This window comes from Pseudomonas quasicaspiana (genome assembly GCF_021147825.1).
In the GTDB taxonomy this organism is placed as follows: domain Bacteria; phylum Pseudomonadota; class Gammaproteobacteria; order Pseudomonadales; family Pseudomonadaceae; genus Aquipseudomonas; species Aquipseudomonas quasicaspiana.
Genome location: NZ_JAGTPI010000002.1, coordinates 140,101 through 164,043 on the forward strand (window position 1 = coordinate 140,101; position 23,943 = coordinate 164,043).

The 23,943-nt window shown below is 58.5% G+C and carries 17 protein-coding genes; 3 read left to right on the forward strand and 14 right to left on the reverse strand.

Annotated elements, in window-relative coordinates:
* The first annotated feature begins 2 nt into the window (after positions 1–2).
* Both KDX30_RS02680 and KDX30_RS02685 read left to right on the forward strand, forming a co-directional pair.
* Positions 3–1,607 carry a 5-oxoprolinase subunit B/C family protein gene (locus tag KDX30_RS02680; protein WP_231674890.1) on the forward strand — a complete coding sequence of 535 codons (1,605 nt, stop codon included), beginning with the start codon at positions 3–5 and terminating at the stop codon, positions 1,605–1,607.
* Positions 1,604–3,340 (forward strand): ATP-binding protein, encoded by a 1,737-nt coding sequence (locus KDX30_RS02685; RefSeq protein ID WP_231674891.1) that lies wholly within the window; start codon positions 1,604–1,606, stop codon positions 3,338–3,340. The genes KDX30_RS02680 and KDX30_RS02685 overlap by 4 nt, the downstream gene beginning before the upstream one ends.
* Positions 3,341–3,658: 318 nt before the next feature.
* Here the strand turns inward: KDX30_RS02685 and KDX30_RS02690 are convergent, their stop codons facing one another.
* The 14 genes from KDX30_RS02690 to KDX30_RS02755 form a co-directional block, all read right to left on the reverse strand.
* Positions 3,659–4,222, reverse strand: a complete 564-nt coding sequence (locus KDX30_RS02690; RefSeq protein ID WP_231674892.1) for an ankyrin repeat domain-containing protein — start codon at positions 4,220–4,222, stop codon at positions 3,659–3,661.
* 63 nt (positions 4,223–4,285) lie between these two features.
* Positions 4,286–5,812, reverse strand: coding sequence for a catalase KatB (katB, locus tag KDX30_RS02695; RefSeq protein WP_099270154.1), 1,527 nt, complete (start codon positions 5,810–5,812; stop codon positions 4,286–4,288).
* 141 nt (positions 5,813–5,953) lie between these two features.
* On the reverse strand, positions 5,954–6,742 hold the full coding sequence (locus tag KDX30_RS02700) for a substrate-binding periplasmic protein (RefSeq protein ID WP_231674893.1): 789 nt from the start codon (positions 6,740–6,742) through the stop codon (positions 5,954–5,956).
* A 134-nt stretch (positions 6,743–6,876) separates the two neighbouring features.
* Positions 6,877–8,769, reverse strand: coding sequence for an acyltransferase family protein (locus tag KDX30_RS02705; RefSeq protein ID WP_231674894.1), 1,893 nt, complete (start codon positions 8,767–8,769; stop codon positions 6,877–6,879).
* Positions 8,770–8,806: 37 nt separating this feature from the next.
* The gene (locus KDX30_RS02710; RefSeq protein WP_231674895.1) at positions 8,807–10,120 is read right to left on the reverse strand and encodes a hypothetical protein; all 1,314 of its coding nucleotides are present in this window, start codon (positions 10,118–10,120) and stop codon (positions 8,807–8,809) included.
* A gap of 2 nt (positions 10,121–10,122) precedes the next feature.
* On the reverse strand, positions 10,123–11,430 hold the full coding sequence (locus tag KDX30_RS02715; RefSeq protein ID WP_231674896.1) for a hypothetical protein: 1,308 nt from the start codon (positions 11,428–11,430) through the stop codon (positions 10,123–10,125).
* A 486-nt stretch (positions 11,431–11,916) separates the two neighbouring features.
* On the reverse strand, positions 11,917–13,539 hold the full coding sequence (locus tag KDX30_RS02720; RefSeq protein ID WP_231674897.1) for a glucan biosynthesis protein D: 1,623 nt from the start codon (positions 13,537–13,539) through the stop codon (positions 11,917–11,919).
* 480 nt (positions 13,540–14,019) lie between these two features.
* Positions 14,020–15,420, reverse strand: a complete 1,401-nt coding sequence (gene lpdA / locus KDX30_RS02725) for a dihydrolipoyl dehydrogenase (protein WP_231674898.1) — start codon at positions 15,418–15,420, stop codon at positions 14,020–14,022.
* Positions 15,421–15,698: 278 nt separating this feature from the next.
* Positions 15,699–16,628 (reverse strand): phosphatidate cytidylyltransferase, encoded by a 930-nt coding sequence (locus tag KDX30_RS02730; protein WP_027902502.1) that lies wholly within the window; start codon positions 16,626–16,628, stop codon positions 15,699–15,701.
* Complete coding sequence (locus KDX30_RS02735) at positions 16,628–17,248, reverse strand: lysophospholipid acyltransferase family protein (RefSeq protein ID WP_099270147.1); 621 nt, start codon at positions 17,246–17,248, stop codon at positions 16,628–16,630. The genes KDX30_RS02730 and KDX30_RS02735 overlap by 1 nt, the downstream gene beginning before the upstream one ends.
* Before the next feature lie 9 nt (positions 17,249–17,257).
* Positions 17,258–17,713, reverse strand: coding sequence for a hypothetical protein (locus tag KDX30_RS02740; RefSeq protein WP_231674899.1), 456 nt, complete (start codon positions 17,711–17,713; stop codon positions 17,258–17,260).
* 149 nt (positions 17,714–17,862) lie between these two features.
* Entirely contained in the window at positions 17,863–19,215 is a 1,353-nt protein-coding gene (locus KDX30_RS02745; protein WP_264760180.1) for a phosphatase PAP2/dual specificity phosphatase family protein, read from the reverse strand.
* The gene (locus tag KDX30_RS02750; RefSeq protein ID WP_231674901.1) at positions 19,173–20,930 is read right to left on the reverse strand and encodes a bifunctional alpha/beta hydrolase/class I SAM-dependent methyltransferase; all 1,758 of its coding nucleotides are present in this window, start codon (positions 20,928–20,930) and stop codon (positions 19,173–19,175) included. Before KDX30_RS02750 ends, KDX30_RS02745 begins: the two co-directional genes overlap by 43 nt.
* Positions 20,931–20,941: 11 nt before the next feature.
* Positions 20,942–21,586, reverse strand: a complete 645-nt coding sequence (locus KDX30_RS02755) for a CDP-alcohol phosphatidyltransferase family protein (RefSeq protein WP_231674902.1) — start codon at positions 21,584–21,586, stop codon at positions 20,942–20,944.
* Between the two features lie 396 nt (positions 21,587–21,982).
* Here KDX30_RS02755 and hflK point away from each other — a divergent pair, with 396 nt between their 5' ends.
* Positions 21,983–23,935, forward strand: a complete 1,953-nt coding sequence (gene hflK, locus KDX30_RS02760; protein ID WP_231674903.1) for a protease modulator HflK — start codon at positions 21,983–21,985, stop codon at positions 23,933–23,935.
* Positions 23,936–23,943: the final 8 nt, after the last annotated feature.

Here is a 23,943-nt window from a genome sequence, read left to right on the forward strand (position 1 = left end):
TCATGCGTTTCTACCCGGCCAGCCTGGACGCGCTTCTGGTTGAATTGGAGAATCTGGACGAGACCCTCGCCCTGTTCGACTCCTTGCAGCAGGAGCCCATTTTTGGTGTACAGGAGCTCGTTCCGGCAGCCCGGACAGTGCTTGTGCATTTTCGTCCGAGCGCGATCAGCAGTCAGGCGTTGGCGGCGCAAATTGCTGTGCGCGACGTCCACGGCAAAGTTCGCGAGGCTGGCAAGCTGATCGACATCGCAGTGCATTACAACGGCGAGGATCTGGATGATGTCGCCCGCGAGCTCGGTATCAGTACCGAAGAAGTGATTCAGCGACATACCGGCAGCGATTACAAAGTGGCCTTCTGTGGTTTCGCCCCAGGTTTTGCTTACCTGAGCGGCGGCGCTGAATTCGTGGTGCCGCGCCGCAGCACGCCGCGAACCCGTATTCCAGCCGGTGCGGTTGCGCTTGCAGGTGGCTTCAGCGGTATTTATCCACAGGCCAGCCCTGGTGGATGGCAGATCATCGGTGTTACCGAAGCCAAAATGTGGGACCTGGAACGTGACGAACCGGCGCTTCTTCAGCCGGGCTATCGCGTTCGGTTTCACGACGCCGGTCCGTTGGTGAACAAGACGGTTTCTGTGGCGGCACCGAACCGTGTGCAGGCGTCGCCGTTGACCGGGGATTATCTTGAAGTGGTTTCGCCGGGGCTGCAGACCTTGCTTCAGGATCTCGGACGTCCCGGCCGTGCTGGGCAGGGCGTATCGGCCTCCGGGGCGATGGACCGCGGCGCATTGCGTGCGGCCAACCGGGCAGTGGGTAACGATCCGGCCAGTGCTTGTCTTGAAGTGCTGATGGGCGGCCTGACGTTTACCTGCCATGGCCAGGCCGTGGCGGCGGTTACGGGTGCAACGGCAGCGCTGGAAGTGCGTACTGCCGAAGGTCGTCTGCTGCACCCGGCGCTCTATGCGCCGTTTATGTTGCAGGACGGTGATCAGGTCAGCATCGGTTCGCTAACAGCCGGGCTGCGCAACTACGTGGCGGTTCGCGGTGGCTTTGCCCGTGAGCCCGTGCTGGGCAGTCTGTCCACCGACACCCTCGCTCATGTGGGGCCGGCACCGCTGGCCGCGGGTGAGTGCCTGGCAATTCAGCAACGATCAGGTGGAGAGGCTGTGTCGGTGGGCGAGCAACAGGCATTCGAGATGCCGAGCGCTGATCAGATCATTACCCTGGACGTGGTCATGGGCCCGCGCAGTGACTGGTTCACTGCCGACGCTCAAGCCTTGCTAGGCCAACAGACCTGGCGCGTGACGCCACAATCGAACCGAATTGGTATTCGATTGGCGGGCGATACCGCACTTGAACGGACCATCACCGGCGAGCTGCCCAGCGAGGGCACCACCGTCGGCGCGATTCAGGTCCCGCCGAGTGGCCAGCCGGTGCTGTTTCTGGCGGACCATCCGCTGACGGGCGGCTACCCGGTCATCGCCGTTGTTGCGCCTTATCACCTGGACCTTGCCGGTCAGATTCCGGTCAATTCCCGCATTCGCTTCAACCCGCTGGGTGCTTTCGAGCCCGTGTGCCCGGCTCTTTCAGACGAGACTGATAACTCATGAAAAAGGTTCTGATTGCCAACCGTGGCGAAATTGCTGTCCGCATCGTACGCGCCTGCCGTGACTACGGGGTCGCCTCAGTGGCGGTGTATGCCAATGCCGATATCGACGCATTGCACGTGCGCCAGGCTGATGAGGCCTATGCGTTGCACGGTGAGCGAGGTGCCGATACCTACCTGAACATCGAGAAGCTGCTGGCCGTCGCTGCACGGGCCGGCGCTGACGCGGTTCACCCGGGGTATGGCTTTCTTTCGGAGCGGGCGGATTTTGCCCGCGCCGTGATTGATGCCGGTCTGACCTGGATCGGTCCTGATCCGAGCACCATCGACGCATTGGGTGACAAGGTGCAAGCGCGGCGTATTGCCCTGAAAGTCGGTGCACCTTTGGTGGCGGGGACTGAAGGTCCGGTGAAGGATGCCAGCGAAGTGGTCGCGTTTGCCGAGCAGTACGGGCTGCCGATTGCGATCAAGGCAGCGTTTGGCGGCGGCGGGCGCGGTCTGAAGGTGGCGTGGAAGCTGGAAGAAGTCAGCGAGTTGTATGAGTCGGCGGTGCGTGAGGCGGTTACTGCATTCGGGCGTGGTGAATGCTTCCTGGAGCGCTTTCTGGACCGACCTCGGCACATCGAAGCGCAGATCATCGCGGATCGCCACGGTCGAGTCGTCGTAGTCGGCACGCGTGATTGCTCGCTGCAACGGCGCAATCAGAAGCTCATTGAAGAGGCGCCTGCACCTTATCTCGATGACGCCCTTCGCCAGCGTATCCATGACTCGGCGCGCAATATCTGCGCTGAGGCCGGTTATGTCGGTGCCGGGACTGTGGAGTTCCTGCTCAGCGCCGATGGCACGTTGTCGTTCCTTGAGGTGAATACCCGTCTGCAGGTCGAGCATCCGGTCACCGAAGAAACCAGCGGTATCGACCTGGTGATCGAGCAACTGCGGGTGGCTGATGGCTTGCCGCTGTCCTTCGAAGGCACGCCAATACCTCGCGGTCACAGCTTCGAATTTCGTATCAACGCTGAAGATGCCGGTAATGGTTTCCTGCCGACACCGGGCACCATCGAGCTGTTCCAGCCGCCGTCGGGTCCGGGTGTTCGCCTTGAGACCGGTGTCGAGCAAGGCTCGCGGGTGTCGCCTAACTTCGACTCGATGATTGCCAAGCTGATCGTCACCGGCGCGACCCGCGAACAGGCTATTCGTCGTGCGCGCCGTGCCCTGGCCGAGTTTCGTGTGGAAGGCGTAGCCACCGTGTTGCCTTTCCATCAAGCCGTGATGGCGCATGACGATTTTACGGCGCCCGATACGTTCGCCGTTCACACGCGCTGGATCGAGACTGACTTTGCTGAACACGTCACGATTGCGCCGCGCAGTGCTGCGTCGGCCGATCCAGGGGTGCTGCGCACATTTGTCGAAATCGACGGCAAGCGCCACGAACTGGGCCTGCCCGCTGCGCTTTTGCGTGGGGTCAGCATGAACTCCGCAGAGCCTGCTCCTGAAGCGGTGGCTGTGGAAAAAGCCGACCCGGAGGCAGTCGTGACGCCGGTTGCGGGCAACCTGCACAGCTGGGTCGTCGAAGATGGCGAGTCGGTAGAGGCGGGGCAGGTCGTTGCGGTGATAGAAGCGATGAAAATGGAAACGTCGATTCTCGCGCCATGCGCCGGTCGGTTGCAGATCGGTGAGCAGCCGGGTGGTTATTTTGAGGCGAAGTTCAAGATCGGACGTATCAATACGGCGGTTTGAAGTGGGGCGGGCTTTAGCCGGGAGGACGGTGTTTTCGGCGAAGAAGATTCGTCGGAGGCTCCGAAGTCCTCGCGGCTGAAGCCGCTCTCATCAAACAACACGTAACTATCTGAATTCACAAAGAACCGGTGGGACCGAATTTATTCGGGAAGAGGCCATTATATCCGCAGCATTTTTATCGCCAGGAATGCCGTCTTCCCGGATAAATCCAGTCCCACCAGCCCTCTGTTTGCTGCGCGACAGCGTGGTGTCAGGGACACAGGGGCGACTCCTACGGGTCTGTGTTTGCTGCGCATGTCATCCGCTCCAGCGCGGGTATCACCGCGACGGCTGCAACGGCTGAAACTCGCCTCGTTCAAGGTTCTGCACCTGATTCCCCATGGAATCTGTGGCGTTGAGGTCTGCACCTTTGGCGGCGAGGGAGTCGAGGATGTCTTTGCGGTGGAACAGGGCGGCGTACATCGCTGCGGTCTGGCCAGCGTTGTTGCGTTGGTCTGGCGCGCAATTGGCGGCAACCAGTTGGTGAGCAATGCTCAGTTCACCCTTGAAGATGGCACCCATCAGCGCGGTATTGCCTCTGAGGTCCTTGGCGCAAGGGTCAGCACCTGCATTCAGAAGTTGCGTCACCGTTTCCTGGTGGCCGTGATAGGCCGCGAGAATCAGTGCGGTGTAACCCTTTTCGTCCTGAACGTTCAGGTCAAATTTAGCGTTGATGAATTCGTTGAGCATGTCCTGTCGGCCGTCACGTGCGGCCTGGAAAAACAGTTCACGCAATTGCGCCTGAGTGTCGGTGGTAGTTGCTTCGTTTGTTGCTTCGTTCGTGGCGGCACTGGCAGTGCCGGCGGTGAGGCACAGCAGCAACGCGAACAGGGTTCTGCGCATGGTGGAATCCTCTGGAAGGCCCGGCTCGCTCCAGCCAGACAGCTGAAGCGAGCGAGGTGTTGATCAGTCCTTCAGTGCGGCAGCGAGTTGCTTGACCTTGTCCAAGTCGCCCTTGGCAACTTTGGTCACGCCAGTGCCGTATTCCGGATCAGCCTTGTAGAGGAACGAAAGCATGATGTTTTTGCTTTCGGTATCGGTGGTGGCCAGCGACTCACCAAAACTCTGGATCAAGTCCTGCTGGTCTTTTTTGCTGTACGAACGATACAGGTCGCCCGCTTGCTTGAAGTTCTGCTCGCGCTGAATCTTCGCTTGTTGCGTGGTGCCTGACAGCGGTAGCTGGCTGTAGCGAGCGGCCTCAACAGCAGGGCGCGGGTTGAGGCGGCTTGGCTCATAGTTGACGCCGGTTGTGGTGTTGCCGCTGTTCAGCGAACCGTCCTGATTGCCGTTGTTGACCTTAACCTTTGGCGCGTTGATCGGCAGGCTGAAGACGTTAGTGCCGACGCGGTAGAGCTGAGTATCTGCATAGGAGAACACGCGGCCCTGCAGCAGGCGGTCTTCCGAAGGCTCAATGCCCGGCACGACGTTGGCTGGAGCCATTGCGACCTGTTCGGTTTCCTGGAAGAAGTTATCCACATTCTTGTTCAGGACCATTTGACCAATTTTGCGTTCTGGAACGTCCGGCCAGATTTTGGTGGCATCCAGTGGGTCAAAATCAAACTTGGCCAGGTCTTCAGGTTTGATCACCTGAACGTAGAGGTCCCATTTCGGGAAATCCCCTTTTTTGATCGCATCCACCAGATCATTGGTGAGGTGGCTGTAATCTTTGGACTGGACTTCGGCAACCTGTTTTGGATCAAGGTTTTTCAGGCCTTGCAGGCTTTTCCAGTGAAACTTCACGTAGTTCACTTCGCCTTTGGCATTCACCAGTTTGTAAGCGTGAACGCCGTTGCCATCCATGGTGCGATAGCTGGCGGGAGTGCCTTCGTTGGAGTACAGCAAGGTCAGAGTGCGAGTAGCTTCCGGCACGTGGGAGAAGAAATCGAAACGGCGCGAGTCGTCATCCAGGTTGGTGCGCGGGTCAGGTTTGAACGCATGCACCATGTCCGGGAACTTGATGGCATCACGAATGAAGAACGTCGGGAAGTTGTTGCCGACCAGGTCCCAGTTGCCGTCTGCGGTGTAGAACTTGGTTGCAAAACCGCGCGGGTCACGCAGGGTTTCCGGCGAGTGATTGCCGTGTACCACCGAGGAGAACCGCACGAATACCGGTGTGTGTTCACCTTTGCTGAAGACTTTGGCTTTGCTCAGGTCAGATGCACCTTCTGACGCAACGAACTCCCCGTGGACACCAGTGCCGCGCGCGTGCACAACGCGCTCAGGGATGCGTTCGCGATCAAAGCGCTGGAGTTTTTGCAGCAGTTGTACGTCCTGCAACAGGACCGGGCCGGTCGCACCCGCGGTTTGGGAATTCTGATTGTCGCCAACAGGGGCGCCATTATCACGGGTCAGGTTGTCAGCGTAGGCTGCGGAGCTTGCCATCAGGCTTGCTCCGATCAGACTCACTGCGACGTGGAAGCGAGGTATGGGCATCACAGGTCTCTCTCTGTTTTTGGTTGTTCTGAGAGCCTTAGCGTAAAGACGAGTCTTGCCGTTCATGAATTGTTTAAAGCTATGTCCTTGATAAATTTGGACATTTGAACTTAATTCGGATTTGGTGATCGTTTCGGAATTTCAACAGGTTACGGCTTCAGAATGGCAGCCGTCTGCTGCACGAGAAGAGAGGTATGACGTGCGAATCCGAGTCACTTCGCCGCTCTTGATCATTGCTTGAATTGCTTTATTTATACCCGGAAGCAGGGTGACAAGTTCCGGCTGTAACTTGATGCTGATCGCAGAATCGCTGAGGCTCGCGCCACGCTCGAACAGATTCGGGTCCATGCCTTGTTCTGCGACGAGGTAATCGAACAGATCATCGACCATTGCGATGGCGTCAACGCGTCTTGCCAGTAGCAGTTTAAGCAGAGCAGGGTCTTCCGAGGTTTCCAGTTCGACCAGGTGCTTGTCCGCAAAGGACGGGTCCATGGTCAGGTAGGTATAGCCCCGGACGGTGCCGATAGTCAGGCCACGTAACTTATCCACAGGGACTTTGGCGGCGGGGCTCCCTTTGAGCACGTAGAGGTGTTCCTTGACGCGCAGGTAGGGTTCGGAAAACACAAAATGTTGAAGTTCTTCGGGGCTGTTCCACTGCACCGAGTCGGCGTAGTTCATATCAAGTTCGTCCCTGCCGAGCATGGCTTGCAGCCGATTGACCGGGTAAGAAACGAACTGCGCCTCGATATTGGCTTGCTGCAGAACGCGGCGGACGATGTCGGTGGATATGCCGCGCAGATTGCCTTGCTTGTCTTCATAGCTGAATGGCCGCCATTGGGTGCCTCCAGCCTGGTAAACCTCTGCGTGCGCTGCATTGGTCAGGACTAACGCCGTCAGTAATATTCCATGACACAGGTTGCGTAAAAACATGCTCGACTCTGCCTCCGTGCAAAATGGCCTGAGCCCAAGTTAGCAGCCAAACGTGGCGGTCACGTGAAGATTTTCGTAACACGCAAAAAAGCCCGCGCTGATCGGGGTCAGGCGGGCTGGTTTTGCACAGGCGGCTATTGAGTAATCTGCTTGCTCAGCTCCGGCAGAACAAAGTTTTTCACGATGTATAGCGAGCCTTCTTCACTGAGGTGCCCGGAGTCGATTTGCAGCAGCGAATCATCCTGCAGCCGCACCAGACAAGCGTTAGCGATACAGAGTTTGTCGATCAGTGATACAAAGTCGATCGCCTCAGGATCAATCTGGCCGTGGGTTGCCCGGTCAGCGGCCATGACGCTCTGATCCAGAGCCGGGTCGCTGATGTGCGATTCGTTCTGCTTCCAGTGCCGGTTGGCGATGACACTTGGCAGGGAAGGGCTCCATTGCGGTAACGGGCCCAGCAGGACGATGTGTTTGACCCCGTAACGCTTGAGGCGAGTGGCGATGTCATTCCAGCGGGTTTTGTCGTGCTGATCCTTCTGGGCGATCACCACGACATCCGGGCGCAGCTCGCGAATACTTTGCAGCGCGGTCCGGTTGGAATAGTTGCAGGTCAGGCGTGGCGCGGTGGCGCGTCCATTGTCCTGAGTCAGGCTGGGTTTGCAGCCGGCCGAAGCGACCTGATAGAACGGTATGTCGTGTGCCAGCAAGGTTCGTAAACCCAGGGACAATGCCTGGGCATGAGAGTCGCCCCACAGAAAGACCCCACCGTGCCCGCGTTTCTCTGTGCAGGACGGATCAATGGCGGACAGGCCGCGCTCGGTGAATGCTGAAAAGGCGTCGCATTTGAGCCAGTAGGTTTCATACAGATTCTTCTGCCGATTGGCGTAATCCTGAACAAAGCGCGCCTTGTCGGAAATGCTCACCGAGCGCAGTGCCGAAACCGCACCTTCCGTAGCATTTACCGCCCCTGCGGCGACAAATACCGAGCCGATCAACGCGCTGACAGTGGCGAACCTCCAGCGTCGTTTTCCGAAAACTGCTGAGGGGGATTTTTCAATCAGATGATAAGACGCCATGCCCAGGCCAAAGGCGCAGAGTATGCCCAGCACCAGGCTGGACGTTTCGCCCAGATAACCCGAGTAACTCATGAACACCACCACCGGCCAGTGCCAGAGGTACAGCGAATAAGACAGTTTGCCGGTCCATTGTGAGAATCGGTTGGCGGTCAGGAACGAGTCTTGTCGCGCCGCAATGATCACGGCCAGGGTACCCAGCACCGGTAGCAACGCCAGATAACCCGGCCATACGTCCTTTTCGGAGAGGACAAGGAAACTCGCCAGCATCAGCCCCAGCCCAACGAGCTCCAGAGCGCGTTGATGCGATGTCTGGAGCTTGATGGGGAACGCACAGGCGGCAGCGCCGACCAGCAGCTCCCAGGCGCGTGTCGGCAGCAGATAGAACGACGGCTCTGGCCATTTGAATGACGCGAAGACACAAAAGCCAAACCCGCCCATACAGGCGATCAGGATCAGCCAGCGCAGACGGTGCAAGGCAATCACTCGGCTCAACGCCAGCAATACCAGCGGGTAGATCATGTAGAACTGCCACTCCACCGACAGCGACCACGTGTGCAGCAACCATTTCTCGTGGGCGCCCGGAGTGAAGTATCCGGCTTCGAACCAGTAAATGAAGTTCGATACGAAACCCAGGCTGGCAGCGATGTGTTTGCCCAGTTCGCTGTAGTCCTGCGGCAGCAAGTAGAACCAGCCCGCCAACAGGAGCACGAAGCACAGCGCCGCAAGCGCGGGGACTATCCGTCGGGCTCGGGATGCATAGAACGTCAGCAGGCCGAAGTTTCCCGCATGCAGGCTGCGCAGGATGATGCCCGTGATCAGGTAGCCGGAGATCACGAAGAAGATATCCACACCCGCAAACCCGCCGGGTAACCAGTCGGGATTGAAGTGGTAAAGCAGCACGGCGATCACCGCGATGGCGCGCAGTCCATTGATGTCTTTTCTGAAGTCCATTGCGTTACGTCATCCGGTCTGGGGGCAGGACGTGAGATCAGGGGCGTTGGGGCGCTACTGTCTCGGAGTTCAGGCTGATGATTTTCGGAAAGCGGGTGAGGGTGACGGGAACAGCACAACTGCCGTCCTGACAGTGCCAGAAGGCCTCGCCGGATACTTGCCCTTTGGCCGGGTCCGCCGTGTCGACGAACATGACCGGGCCTCTCAGTGGGCGCTGGGTGGTGATCTGCTCCAGGCGTGGCCCGCCGACATTCCAGGCGGCAATGACATGTTCATCACCCCTGTCGAAGTGCAGTTGGTAGGCGTCGGCAGATTGAGTGCTGGCCTGCGCGTCCCAGGTGAAATGCCTGATCACGTCGGCGATGGCTTTGACCATCCCATAAGCTGGCTTGGGTGACAGGTCCTGATTGAGCAGGCCGAAGTTATGCTCTTGGTCGGTTCTGTCTGGCCCGTCGTTGATCAGGTCATACCACCAAAGGCCTTTGATGTTCGGGACGGTGCGGGTGAAAAACAGAATCTGCGCCAAATATGCCGCCTGGGTTTGTTGGGTATTCCCGCATGGACCCTTATGGCTGGGCCAGGCCATTTCCGTGATGTAGATCGGCACGATGCGCCCGGCCCTGGTGCGAACGTGTTGTTCATAATCGCGCAGCCATTGCACCCAGCTTTCCGGGTTGTTGCGCCCGTCGGCGGCGCAGTGGGCATAAGGATGAATCGATAACCCGTCAACGAGGTCTAGCATGCCTGCGTCGATCAGCCGATCAGCGAAGCCACCGTCCATGCCTTCAGGTGTCACCGAGCCCGCGAGGATTTTGGCCGGAGTGCCGTTAACCTGAGTGGTGTTCTTGCGGATCACCGGTACGGCTTCACGGACCAGCGTGGCGTAATCCGCACTGAGTTGCGGGTCTTTGGGGGCTTCAAGGTCCCACTCGTTCCAGATCTCGTAGAAATCGACTTTGTTGCCCAGTTGGCCGGTGACGTAATTCACGTAGTCCAGGTAACCCGCCTTGACCGTCGGCGTGCGCGGTTTGGCGTTGTCATGAAAGGCCGTGCTGTAGTCCAGAATCGTCAGCCTGTTCAGATTCAAGTGGGTGGCCGTGCTCAGGTAGTCCCGCCACGGCGCGATGATGCGCCACTGATTGGGCTTAGGCTCTGCGGTCGACCAGAAAACGTCGTCTTTGACGGCGCTGAATCCAGCCTTGGCAGCCAGTTCCAATGCGGGCTTCGACGAGGCGTCGAAGTTCATCAGGTGGGTGCTGATGCCCAGAATAAAAGCCTCTTGGGCCTGCATCGCAGTGCAGGTCAGCCAGGTCATACAGGCCAGTGCGGCGGCAAATCCTTTGCCCGCCATGGTCAGTACACCGTCGGTGAGGGCGACAGGTAAAACTCCTGCAGTCTCGGGGTTCGTCGACTATCGAGAAGTTTGTCAGACAGTGCATGACCTATCGCCAGGCCCAGGAACAGATTGGCAACGGTCACTTCAAACATGTCGGTGGTCCAGCCGATCATGCAGCAGCAGAAGGTGATCGCCAGCAATGCTCTACCGACATGGCTGGCGTCATCGGTCAGCTTGAAAAACAAGGGAATCTGCATCAGGTACAGCAGCACGCCGCCCAGCCCGAGCATCGCCCACAGGTACATGGCGCTGCTGTCCGAACCGGCCAGCATCTCGCCACCGGGAACCGGGAACATTGAAGCGGCGCCACCGAACATGCCGAAGCCTGCACCGGTGAGGCTCCAGCCTTCTTTGCTGACGGCGTAAGCGACATTGGGCCAGGTGTTGATCAAGCGGTCATACAAGGTGCCCAGTGCCGAGTTGCTACTGCTGATGGTGTGCAGATCAAAGTCATAGAGCATGCCCAGCACCGGCAGCAGCATCCCCGCAAATACCGTCATGACGCAGGCAATTCGCGTCGTCCAGCGCATGCGGCTGATCAGCAATAACACCAGGGTCAACGCGAAGGCTGCGGCGGGCGCTTTGCTGGTGGTCAAGACGATGGCGTACAGCGCCACCGGGCTCAACAGCAGCCACAGAAGCCGTGAGCGCAGCAGCATGAGCAGGTATAGCGTGTAGATGGCGATCAGGATCGACAGGATGTTGGATACCCGGGCGAACCCGGCGATGCGGTCTTCGGTATCCGTAGTCCATGAGGTGTTAGCGCTCAGCTCGGCGTCGCCGATGCTGTAGCTGTAGCCCTTCCACGGCACCGAGGTGAATTTGTCCAGCGCGATGCCCACCAGCGATGCCCCCAGACACAGGCCAATCACCCATAAAAACAATCTGCGTCGATGGACCAGATGTTCGCTGCAGACCATCCCGAACAGCAGCGGACTGATGCCAAACAAAGCGAAAGCCACATTGTTCAAGCTGGCTCCGTGAAGCATCGCCAGTACGCTGGAAACCACCAACAGCAGCAAGCTCAGCCAGACCACCCTTCCGGCTTTGTAATCACGCAGCTCCAGGGCAAACATCACCAGGCAGGCAATTTTCGGCACATACAACAGAGGCCCGATGCCTGCCTTGTCGAAGTAAAAGCGCAGCGCACCGGAAAAGGTCTCGATCAGGATCAGGCTGATGGCAATCCATACCACTGCCGTCGATTTGTTGAAGGCCAGAATCGACGAGCGAGCGTCGCGGCCTTTCGCAGAGTTCAACATCATGTTTTCTGCCTCGGGAATGCTGATTGAGAATTGGGTTGCCACGTAAGAAGCTTGCGAACACCGGCCCGTGGGAGCGAATTCATTCGCGAAAGGGTAGTGCCAGGCACAGCTGCTTTTCAGGTCGGGCCCCTTCGCGAATGAATTCGCTCCCACGGGAAATCGCATTTCAATTCAGTGGGGATGCAGTAGTTAAAGGGAGAGCACTTGGGGAAAAGCATCATCCACGCTACCGCTTATCAACCATGGGGAATGGTCAACGCGACAGGAAAACAGGGAGGGGGAAATCAGAAAGGACAGGGGCTATATCAGCCTGAGTTCGCAGAACTGTCAATCAATTCGTCAATATTTGAGCGCGATCCGACAGGCAGGTATTTTAACCATCGGTAACGTAATGAATTTAATGGACATTAAATATTGGCGTATTCGCCGATCGTGATGCGGAGGTGCATGCAGCATTGCTGCAATGCACCTCTTCATCAGTTCAGGCTACGCCGGGTACTTACGCTTGTCAGGCGCGGGCGGGAAATACTGGTACAGCCAGGTTTCGCTGAGCGTTCGGTCCTGAGTCTTGATGTACATACGCATCTGCACAGGTTCGACCGAGTCGCTGTCTGGCAGCCAGTCGAAAATGATCCGATAGCCTTTGATGTCCGGCAGCACGAGGATGTTGAATTCCTGCAGCTTGCCGTGCGAGACGGTCACGATAGGCTCGATAGCGGTGCCTTCCGGCAGGTTTTCCAGGCCGCCGCCGTTGAAGTCCACAGCGAAACGTCGGGCCCAGAACTTCGGGTAATGCTCGCCCGGTGCCCAGCCTTCGGTGAAACCGCCCATGCCGGAACGAGTGGCATGCACTTGCGCCAATGGCGTGCGCACTGGTGGCAGCGGTGCCCAATACAGCTTGTAGCCGTAATTGACCGATTGCCCGGCTTTGATTTTGTCCTTCGGCGTCCAGAACACAACGATGTTGTCCATGGTCTCGCCGGTGGTGACGATTTCCACCAGATTGACCGCGCCTTCGCCCCACTGGGTCGTGGGTTCTACCCAGAGGCTTGGACGGCGGTGATACCAGTCAACGGTGTCCTGATAGCTGGCAAATTCGTGGTCGGTCTGCACCAGGCCGAAACCTTTCGGGTCTTTGTCAGCAAAGGCATTGAATTGCAGGCTGGGCGGGTTGTTCAGGGGGCGGCAGATCCACTCACCATTACCACGCCACATGGCCAGGCGATCCGAGTCATGGATTTGCGGGTGAATCGTGTCGCACATCCGGCGCTCGTGAGTACCGCAACTGAACATGCTGGTCATCGGCGAGATGCCCATCTGATCGATGTCAGTGCGCGCGTTGATGTTCGCATCGATCTCCATGACCACCTGGCCGGACTGGCAATCGATATCAAAACGGTAGGCACCCGTGCAGCTCGGTGAGTCCAGCAGCGCGTAGACCACAAAGCGCGTGGCGTTCTTGTCCGGAGTTTCGAACCAGAACTTGGTGAAGTCGGGGAATTCTTCCTGGCGCTTGGCGTAGGTATCAATGGCCAGGCCGCGTGCTGACAGGCCGTATTGCCTGTTGCTGTCCACTGCGCGGAAATAGCTGGCACCGAGGAACGAGACCACATCGTTGATGGCGATTTCGGGTGCCTTGAACAGCTTGAAGCCGGCAAAGCCCAGGTCACCTTTGACCAGCGATTTGTCGATGCCGCTGGACTCGTAGTTGAACAGTTCGTGACGGAAGTGCACTTCCCGGGACTCTTTGGTCTTCGGGTTGACGCTGTACATGCGCACCGGCGTTTTGAAGCCCATGCCGACGTGGAAGAAATGCACGTCCAGTTGGCCATGAAGCTCGTTCCACAAGGAGTGGCCAGCGTCGTATTTGATCGCGTTGAACTGTTGCGGTGTCATGTTTGCCAATACAGGAGGCAGTACTTGCTTGTTGCTGACGTAACCCCGACCAGCCAATTGCTTGGCATGGGCTTTCAGTGCATCGAAGTCGAAGTGTTCGATTTCGCCGTCGGCCGTGGCGGCCATCGCGCGTGCAGCAAAAAGCCCTGAGGCCGGAACGCTGCTATAGGCCGCCAGCGCCATGGATGCTTTCAGGAGAGTCCTGCGATTCATAAGGTGAAGCCCCTAACGAGTACTGTGCATCCTGCACAAGAAAATTTGCGCGCTACGACTCCTTGCTGAACGCCAAAGTACCGACAACAGATAACAAACACAGCATCTGGTTCGAAAAAAACATAAATAATTACGATTTAGATGTGCCGGAATTGTTTCTGGATGGCGCATTCCTCCTGTGGGAGCCGGGCTTGCCCGCGATAAAGACACCGCAGATATCTGACCCATCGCATCAAGCCCATCGCGGGCAAGCCCAGCTCCCACAGGTTCTGCGTAAATCCGTCGGACCGGCTTCAGCCGGGAAAGCGTCGAAACATTCGCTAAACGTCCTTTGCCAGAAATCCCGCTTCCCCGGTTGAAGCCGGTCCGACGTCATCAATTCCTCCTGTGGGAGCCGGGCTTGCCCGCGATAAGAACAACGCGGATATCTGACCCATCGCGGGCAAGCCCAGCTCCCACAGGGGCATGCGTATCACCAGACTACGACTGCGTCGGCAACCCGATCACGCTCATCGCCGCCTGGCGCAGGGCTTCGGAGCGGGTAGGGTGGGCGTGGCTGATCAGCCCGATGTCTTCGGACGATGCAGCGAACTCCATGGCGACACAGAACTCGGCGATCATTTCGCTAACGCTTGGCCCCACAAGATGCACGCCGAGAATTTCGTCGGTGCGTTCATCGGCCAGGACTTTCGCGAAGCCATCCGTTTCGTGGTTGACCTTGGAGCGGCTGTTGGCGCTGAACGGGAACTTGCCGATCTTGTAAGCGCGGCCATCCGCCTTGAGTTGTTCTTCGGTCTTGCCGACGCTGGCCAGCTCCGGGCGGGTATAGATCACGTTGGGGATCAGGTTGTAATTCACTTCACCGGCCTTGCCGACGATGCGCTCCAGACACACCGTTGCTTCGTCTTCGGCCTTGTGCGCAAGCATCGGACCTGAGGTGACGTCGCCGATCACCCAGACATGCTCGGCAGCGGTTCGATGGCCTTTGTTTTCAAGCATGCCGCGCTTGTCGACCTCAAGGCCGACCGTCTCCAGCCCCAGGCCTTTGGTGAAAGGCCGCCGACCAATGGAGACCAGCACGTAATCGGCCTCGATCAACTCGGCTTCGCCACCGGCGGCGGGCTCCACGCTGAGATTCACCCCATTATCCGTCGTGGTTGCGGTCGTGACTTTTGAGCTGAGCTTGAAGGTGATGCCCTGACGCGACAGTGAACGTTGCAGTGTCTTGCCCGCTTCCAGATCCGTGCCGTGGGCAACGTGATCAAGATATTCCACCACCGTGACTTTCGCGCCGAGACGTCGCCACACTGATCCCAGCTCCAGGCCGATGACCCCCGCGCCTATCACGACCAGATGCCTGGGCACTTCAGCCAGAGACAGCGCGCCGGTGGAATCCAGAATGCGCTTGTTGTCGATCTCTACACCGGGCAGCGGTGTTGGCTCGGACCCGGTGGCGATGATGATGTCCCTGGCTTGCAGCTCGGTTTCCACGCCCTGTGCATCGGTCACGATCACTTTGCCCGGACCTGCAATGCGCCCCCAGCCTCTGATCCATTCTGCCTTGTACTTGCGAAACAGAAACTCGATGCCCTTGGTCAGGGCCGCCACGCTGTCGCCTTTCTGTTTCATCATCTGCGCAAGATTGAGCGTAGGTGTGACCTCGATACCGAGCTTGGCGAACTCCTCGCCCGCGGCCGACTCGTACAGCTCCGACGCATGCAGCAGTGCCTTGGAAGGAATGCAGCCAACGTTCAGGCATGTGCCACCCAACGTCTCACGGCCCTCGACGCAAGCCACGCTCAGCCCCAACTGACCGGCCCGAATGGCTGCGTTATAGCCACCCGGACCGCCACCGATAATCACAACGTCATAACTGCTCATAGCCTTTGCTCCTGAGTCGAGATGCGGGAAGTAAAGCCCAGAAGATAGCGGGCTTTTAAATTATGGTTGTAATTTTTAGGGGGGTAAGCGTCAAGCGGCAGCTTTTTTGTAGGCGCAGCTCCCGGCCGTCGCGCAGCAATAAACGGATCTGTAGGAGCGCACGAGCACCGCGAGGCCGCGATAGCGGTGTATCAGACAGGCCGCCATCGCTGCCTGGCGGTGCTCGTGAGCTCCTACAGAAAAGCATTAAAAATCAGTTAGTTGCCTGACATGCCACGTCACGTCCACCAGTACCGCACGAGGTGGAAGAAGATCGGCGCGGCAAAACACACGGAGTCGAGGCGATCGAGCATGCCGCCGTGACCTTCGATCATGTGCCCCCAGTCCTTGACGCCACGGTCGCGCTTGATCGCGGACATGACGATGCCACCGGCAAAACCCAACAAGTTGATCAGCAGCGCGATCAGAATCGACTGCCACGGGTTGAATGGAGTAATCCAGAACAATGCTCCGCCAATCAGCGAGGCAAGTGCGATGCCTCCGACAAAACCTTCAACGGTCTTGGAGGGCGACAGATTGGGCGCAATCTTGCGCTTACCGAAGAGCTTGCCGCAGACGTACTGCAACACATCCGACAGTTGCACCACGATCACCAGCCAGGCGATCAGCAACAGATTACGGCCTTCGTACCCGGCGATATCCAGCGTTAGCAGGGCAGGAACGTAGGACACGCAGAACACTGCGATCATCAGCCCCCACTGGACCTTCGATGCACGCTCGAGGAAATGTTTGCTGTCGCCCCCCAGCGAGGCAAGGATCGGCAACAGCAAGAACACGTAAACCGGAATAAAGATCGAGAACAGCCCGTACCAATCCATCCAGATCAGGATGTATTGCAATGGCAAGGCTACGTAGAAAGCTGCCACTAAGGCCGGGTAGTCGCTTTTGCGGGTCGGCGTCAGGGTCAGGAACTCCCTCAGGGCATAGAACGACACCGCGTAGAACAGCAGGATGACAGCGGTGTATCCCAGCGAAAAGGCGATGCCGATGACGATCACCATCACCCACCACGCGTTGATCCGCGCGTTCAGGTTGTCGATGACCGAATTAGGGCCGCCAGCCTTGCGTTTGAGGATGTAGCCGATCAACGAGGCCAGCAGCAGAATCGCGCCAATCCCCATGAACAACATTTGGGTCTGCTTATCCATCAAAGCTGCTCCGGAGCCAAGGCCAGCAGCGCTTCACGGCTGCGCGACAGAAACTGTTCTTTGCTTTCTTCACTGCCCAACTGCAATGGCGCGCCGAAACTGGTGGTACACAACAACGGCAGTGGCAGTATTCGCCCTTTTGGCATTACACGATTGAGGTTGGCGATCCACACTGGCACCAGCTCAGCCTGTGGATAACTTTTAGCCAAGTGGTACAACCCACTTTTGAACGGCAGCAGACCCTCTTCAGGGTTACGGGTGCCCTCCGGAAAGATGATCAGCGAATCACCGTTTTCCAGCGCTTCCAGCATGGGCTGTAACGGGTTGCTTTCCGGCGTCTTGCGCTGCCGGTCCACCAGCACGCCATTGAACACACCGTTGATGATGTAGCGGCGCAGAGGACTGCTCTGCCAGTAATCCGCGCCCGCAACGGGGCGAGTCAACTTGCGCAGCGCTGGAGGCAGCGAAGCCCAGAGCAAGACGAAATCGCCGTGGCTGCTGTGGTTGGCGAAGTAGATGCGCTGTGTCGGCTCTGGAGAGCTGCCGAGCCACAGGCTGCGGGCACCGGTGATGCTGCGCGCGCCTGCTGTAATCAGCGTCGCGACCAAGGGTTCAAACATGGCGTTTCCTCAAGAGGTGAAGGACAACCAAGGGAAAATAACGACGGCACTCAGCAATACCAATAACTGAATGGCCAAAAACAAAAGCTGCTGGCGCAGAAGCCGCAACGCACCCTGACTGCGGACTGACCACGCTCGGCCAGCTTTATCCACAGGCTGCAGGCCTAGCTTGATCAAGGCATCATCCAGCGCGGCAGTGCGATCTGTTGGCCACTGAGGATCGCTGGCTATGACGTGGAACAGATCAGCGTCAAATGCCACGCGCATGGCGTAGTACTTTTCCAGCAGACCCAGAATCACTCCCGATACAGCGAGTATCAACAGGAACGGTTGAGCCCCGGTTATCAACAGCTGAATCAGGCCGAAGGCCAGACTGAGCAGCGTCAGCCCTGTGGACAAATTATCAAGTGCCGTACCCCGACGCAGCAGGCTGGCAACCACGTGGAGCTGCATTTCATGGGACATCTCTGTTTGCCTTCAGGTGAGTCTGCGCCGGTTTGACGCCATCGCGAGCTAGCTCGCTCTTCTCAAAAAAACTGCAACTATCTGATTTTGAAAACGTTTCTGTAGGATCTTACGAGCACCTACAGGTCTCAGTTCGCAACAGCGCAGTGTCAGGGAAGCGTGGTGCTGTGCAAAACCGCTGTATGCCCGGCACCCAAAACAATTCTTGGCGCTGCAGCGCGGAGCATGGCCACTGCGTTATCCACAGACTCGGCGCGTCCAGTGTGTAGAAGCCATGCCGCGACGGCTGTGGCGCTACGAGAGTAGCCCAGCGCACAACAGACCAGTACGGGGCCACGCTGACGCAAGCGTTCAATTGCTCTAGCCGCTGTCAGACATTGCTCAAGAGTGGGGACGGTCAGGTCCAGCACCGGCACCGCCTGATAACCAAGAGAACCGGTATTCAGCGGCAATTCGGCACACATATCCACAACCGCTGTGAACGGCAAAAGCTGGGATTGAGCAGGTAATCGACCCAGCCAGACGTTATCCACAATCGAACTGGGGTCTGGACGTGATCTTGTCCACAACCTTGAATTTATCCACGCCCCTGCAAGGTAAGGCGCGAATAGCCAGCGTGCTGCTGGGGATAAGCTCCCGCTCTCGCGCTTCTGAAAGCCATTGGCGCCCAGCAGCAGGTAATTGATCGCCACCAACAGTAACGAAACCGCTGGCCAGATCAGCCACAGCCAGCCACCAGCAAGCACCAAGGCCAAGGCTGCGCAGGACAGGGCACCCACGGCGTAATACGCGCTGAGTCTTAACCGTTGCGGATCATGGCTCAGCCTCGTGGACAACGCTGGGCTGCGGCCCTGATCAGGCCATAGCCAGACACAGAACCATCCGGCCAATGCGCCTGTGGGTAAGTCGATGAAGTGGTGTTGCCAAGTGGTCAGCACTGACAGGCCAATTAGCGCAAACCAACCGTGCAGCAGCCATCGCCATCCTGCGTGGAAGTTACGCAGATAGCGGTCGTAGCAGACCCATAACACCACCAGCAGCGCGATGTGCAGCGAAGGTGCTTGATTGAACGGCTTGTCAAAACCTGCCAAGACGGCGAACAGCCAGCCAAACAGCCCGTCCAGCTCCGGACGCTCGAAAGTGAAGCGCAGAGGCCAGAGCAGGAAGCAACTGACTGCAATCAGTTGCGCGCTGAACAGGCGCAGCGCATGGGTATCCAGCTCGCGTCGTGTCAGACAGGCCAGCAATGAAAACCCGTAAAGCAGGTCAATGGACCAGTAGGGGATGATGGTCCACGCCCAAAACGGCATATCCCTTTCCCAGCCAAACACCAACGTGCCGACATCAGCACGTTGGGCGGTGTACCAGGTGGCAAAGCCGTAGCTGGCGAAGAAAAATGGTGCAAGAAATATCAGCCACACCACGGCCCGCTTCCATAGGCCTGGCTCGCGCAGGGGCTTCACTGGATGCGCTGCGCTACGGACACAGTGAAAATCCCCCATTCATCCACACGCTGGGTGATCTTGCGAAAGCCTGCCGCTTCAACCAGTTGATCCATCTCCGATTGGCTGCGACGACGCATCACCCAGGCTTGTCCCTCCCGATGGCTGGTCAGGGCGCGCGCGATCAACTCCAGTTGCGGGTGCCATGGCTGACCGGTGTACACCAGATAACCGCCGGGCTCTACGGCCGCTGCCAGACCAGCCAATGAGTCGCCGACCATCTGATTGCTGGCAAACAACTCATACAAACCGGAAACCACGGCCAGTGTCGGCTTTGGGTCCAGTGCGGCCAGGTCATTGCGGTCGAACGCATCCGCCTTGATGAAGCGGGCGATATGGCCAAGGCCCTTTTGCTCGATCAACGCGCTGCCGTCACGCACGTTGATGTCGCTGTAATCGCGAAGCAGGATTGATTCCGGCAGCGGATCAACCCCTTGCAGCGATTCCAGGATGTAACGCCCGTGTCCGGCGGCGATGTCCACAATACGCACCGGCTTGCCTTGGTTGCGCAGTTGCGACATGGCCAGCCGTAGCAGTTCTTCCACGTTAAGCTTGCGTTGGCGAATACCGCGCCAGCCGATGGAGTTCAGGTAGTTCTGGTCAATCACCTTGCCCAGTGCAGAGGTGCCACTCGGCTGATTGCGATAAACATAATCCAGCGTACTGCCGGAGTCGAAGCCGGTATCGAAGCCCAGTTTTACCCCTGTGGATAACTTCGCCCCCAGCCCCATGCTGGCGCGTGTCATTCGCCAATAAAGGTCACGCAACGAGTTGTGGGGCAAAGGTGCGGCCAGCGCTTCGGATTCAGCGCAGGTGGCGCCTATCCGGTCTGCGTCCAGCAGTGAGGGTCGTGAGATCGGCTCTTCGAAGTTTTGCAGGATGAAACGTCGCGCCCGGCTAATAGCCAGGTGACGATCGCGTTCCCCCAATGTGTCGTGGAAGAAGCCCGGCAGGATGTGTTTCTCTTTGCGCAGGCTGCCCAGTCGTTCGAAGAAGCGCTCCTGCGGGCCGCGATGAACCACGAAGTCTGCGCCGGAGATCAGCAGTTGCGTCGGTATCGATATCGCCTCGGCGTCGGCAACGACTCGATCAGCCGCTTCGTAAAGTCCCAGCAGAACGTTGACCGATATCGCCTTGGTGATCAGCGGATCACTGTCATAGGACGCGATACGCTGAGGGTCATGGCTCAGGAAGCGTGCCTTGACGTAGCTGTTGACGAAGAAGTTGCCCTTGAATTTGCGCAGCAATGCCAGGCCCGGACGGGCGAAGGGCACGTACAACTTGACCTTGAAGGCCGGGGACGCAAGCACCAGTGCACGAATTTTCGGTGCATAGTCATGAGCCCAGGTGGCTGCGATCACGGCCCCTACGCTCTGGGCGACAACTGCCATGTTTTCTTCAGCAATGTCGAAGGTGCTGCTCAAGTGATCAACGAAGGTTTGCACGTCGCGCACACTGGTGGCGAAGCTCGGGCTGTCACCCCGTGCGCCCGGCGATTGCCCATGACCACGTGAGTCCCAGGCGAAGAAATCGAAACCTGGCAGATCCAGTTCATCTACCAGATGAGCGATGCGTCCGGAATGCTCGTGACCGCGATGAAACAGCAGCACTGCCTGACGCGGAACCGATGGGTCCTGCTCGGTGGCTGGCCAATGGCGATAGAAAAGTTCGACGCCATCATGAGTGCTGAAGCGCTGATCCTGAGCAACACGCATGTCCTAGATCCTTATGCTTGTGAGTTGTTGACGACATCTTCCGGACTGGACGCAGCAACTTCCGCCAGTCCGCGACGAACACGATTGACCAGGGTGTAAACCAGCAGTGCGCCGACGACCGCCAGGATGATGTTTATCCACAGGGCCGAGAGCCAGCCCACGGCAACGCCTGCACCGATTACACCGAACACGAATGCACGATCACTCTTGCCCATTGGGCCGTCATAGCGACGGGACGCGCCGATCATGGGCCCGAGCACGCCTGCATATTCGCTGAAGATCGCTCCCAACGTCACCACCAGCACCAGCCCGAGGCTGACGTCCGGGATCAAGGCGAATGGCAGGAATAGCGCACTGTCAGCGATGACGTCGGTCAGTTCATTGAGGTAAGCGCCGAGTCGCGATTGCTGGCCGAACTCCCGGGCAAGCATCCCGTCGATGGCGTTTAACGCCATGCGCACAATCATCCACAAGGGGATTAGCGCGAACACCCACAGGTGTTCGGAGAATACGGCTACCAGCCCGCCGATCAACAAAGAAACGATGCAAGCGCTCAAGGTGACTTGATTGGCAGTAACGCCCCGGTCATAGAGACGCTGAACTGATGGGCGCAGCAGATTTTGAAAACGGGGTTTGAGCTGATAGATCGAAATCAACGTGAAGCTATCCTTGTCGGCAGGTCAATTGTGCGCCTGTGGATAACCCGACGGCGCGCCCGGCTCTAGTGAACCACAACGCGATAATCATGGCCCGCTGATCTTTGCGCGAAAAGTCTCATCTGAGGGACTTTTCCACAGCGACCGACCAGTTTGGCGATCTTCTGTAAGCGCGACATCGTGAGACCGGCTTTAGCCAGAAAGAGAACAGTACGGTCGCCAACGTCAGACCTTCGCATACCGCAATCTGGCTGAAGCCGATCCCACATTGAAGATCAGCGTCCTATCTAACAAAAATTTCATTGTTGCTGTTATATCGTAACGCCATATCCTGTGGGTCAGCCCGCCGCAAATGCCGGGCTATGGCAGCAACATTCAGTAAGTTCTGGGGCGTCGATGCGGGTTGATCTGGATGTTGAGCACGGCGGCTTGAATGGCCTGCCCAGGTTTCAAAGGGCTGCGGTGCATGCGGCGCGGTTAAAACGCCTGACCTGGATAACGGGTGGGGCTGGCATTTTCGGTTTGATGCTGGCGCTGTTCGCCGACTTGTTTGCGGCGAATACTTTGTGGCCAGCAGTGCTGGTCAACGCTGCCGCCGCGTTGTTGCTGTTGGCGTCCGCATTGCAGTCAGCCCAAGGCGTCGCGCAATGGCGCGCTTTGGCGTTCAAGGGCGGCGAGCCTCACGTCGCCCCGCAGACTCTGGAGCCAGAGGACAGCGGCTGGTACGACCGGCTTCTTGGGCGCATCAGTCGGTTAGGTCACTCGACGTTGACGCAGATTGGCGCACCGACGCTTTGGCTGGCCGGTTGGTCGTTGCTGGCGCTGATTTGTCTCGACGCCGTGTGGGACCTGTCGCTACCGGGCAGCGACTTTTCCCGGATGGGCAGCGTCGCTGGCAGCGCGGCGGTGTTATTGGCGTTCGGCCTGCTGGTCCTTGAGCGCCAGTTCAGCGGTGAGCAGGCCGAGTGGCCGGAAGCGGCACAACTGGCGCAGATGACTCGCGTGGCGATTGCCGTGTTGCTGATTGGTGCGGTGTGTCTGTTTTTCTCAAGTGTCGAACGTCCATGGACGGCCCGGCTGGCGGTGTTGAGCGGATTATTGCCGGGCCTCGTAGCCATTGAACTGCTGATCCGCGCGGCGCTGTCGCTCTTCAATCCACGTAATCCCCGTGTCGAGCCGCGGCTGACGGCCAGCAGTTTCGTGGCAGGCTTGCTGCGCTGGCCGCCGCAACCTCTGCAGGCCTTGCAGCACGAATTACATAACCGCTTTGGTATCGACCTGCGGCAGATCTGGGCCTTCACCTACATGCGCCGGGCGTTTCTGCCCGTGCTGGCGGTGGTCATGGCGCTGGGTTGGGCACTCAGCGGTGTGCATGAAATCCCCATGCAAGGGCGGGGCATCTACGAGCGGTTCGGCAAGCCGGTAGAGGTGCTCGGGCCTGGACTGCACGGTGGTCTGCCCTGGCCATTTGGCCGGGTATTGAGGGTGGAAAACGGCGTGGTTCACGAACTGGCCACCAGCGTTGCGCAGGCAAGCGGCGTCACCTCTGCTCCGGTGCCTGATTCAGCAGAAGGACCTGCACCGGCCAGCACTAACCGTTTGTGGGACGCCAGCCATATCAATGAAAAGTCTCAGGTGATCGCCAGCAGCGCGGGCGACAAGCAGGGCTTTCAGATCGTCAATATGGATGTGCGTCTGGTGTATCGCATCGGTTTGACTGACGAAGCGGCCATGGCCGCCACTTATAACAGCGCTGATGTGCCGATGTTGATTCGCAGCACAGCCAGCAGAGTGCTGGTGCACGATTTTGCTTCGCGGACGCTGGACGAGTTGTTGGGTGAACAGCGCGCCGATCTGGCACGTGAAATCGGCAACGCGATCCAGGCTGATTTGCAGCGACTCAACAGCGGCGTTGAGATTCTCGCCACGGTGATTGAGGCGATTCACCCGCCTGCCGGAGCCGCCAACGCTTACCACGCGGTTCAGGCCGCTCAGATTGGTGCTCAGGCGCTTATCGCCCGGGAGCGGGGCGCTGCCAGCAGCACGTCGAATATGGCGCAACTCAACGCGACCCAAACCCATGACAAAGCCACCGCCAGCGCGCGGGAAGTCATGGCTGACGCCCAGGCGGCGCAGTTGCGTTTCAGTGCCGAACAGCAGGGCTACGCCAAGGCGGGTCAGGCGTTCTTGCTGGAGCAGTACCTGACGCAACTCAGCCAAGGGCTGGCTCATTCGAAACTGCTCGTGCTCGATCACCGTCTGGGCGGCGCCAACAACGCGCCGACCATTGACCTGCGTACTTTCACCCTACCGGCAGACCCAACGGCGCCGCGTAAAGCCGTCCAGTAAGGAGTCGA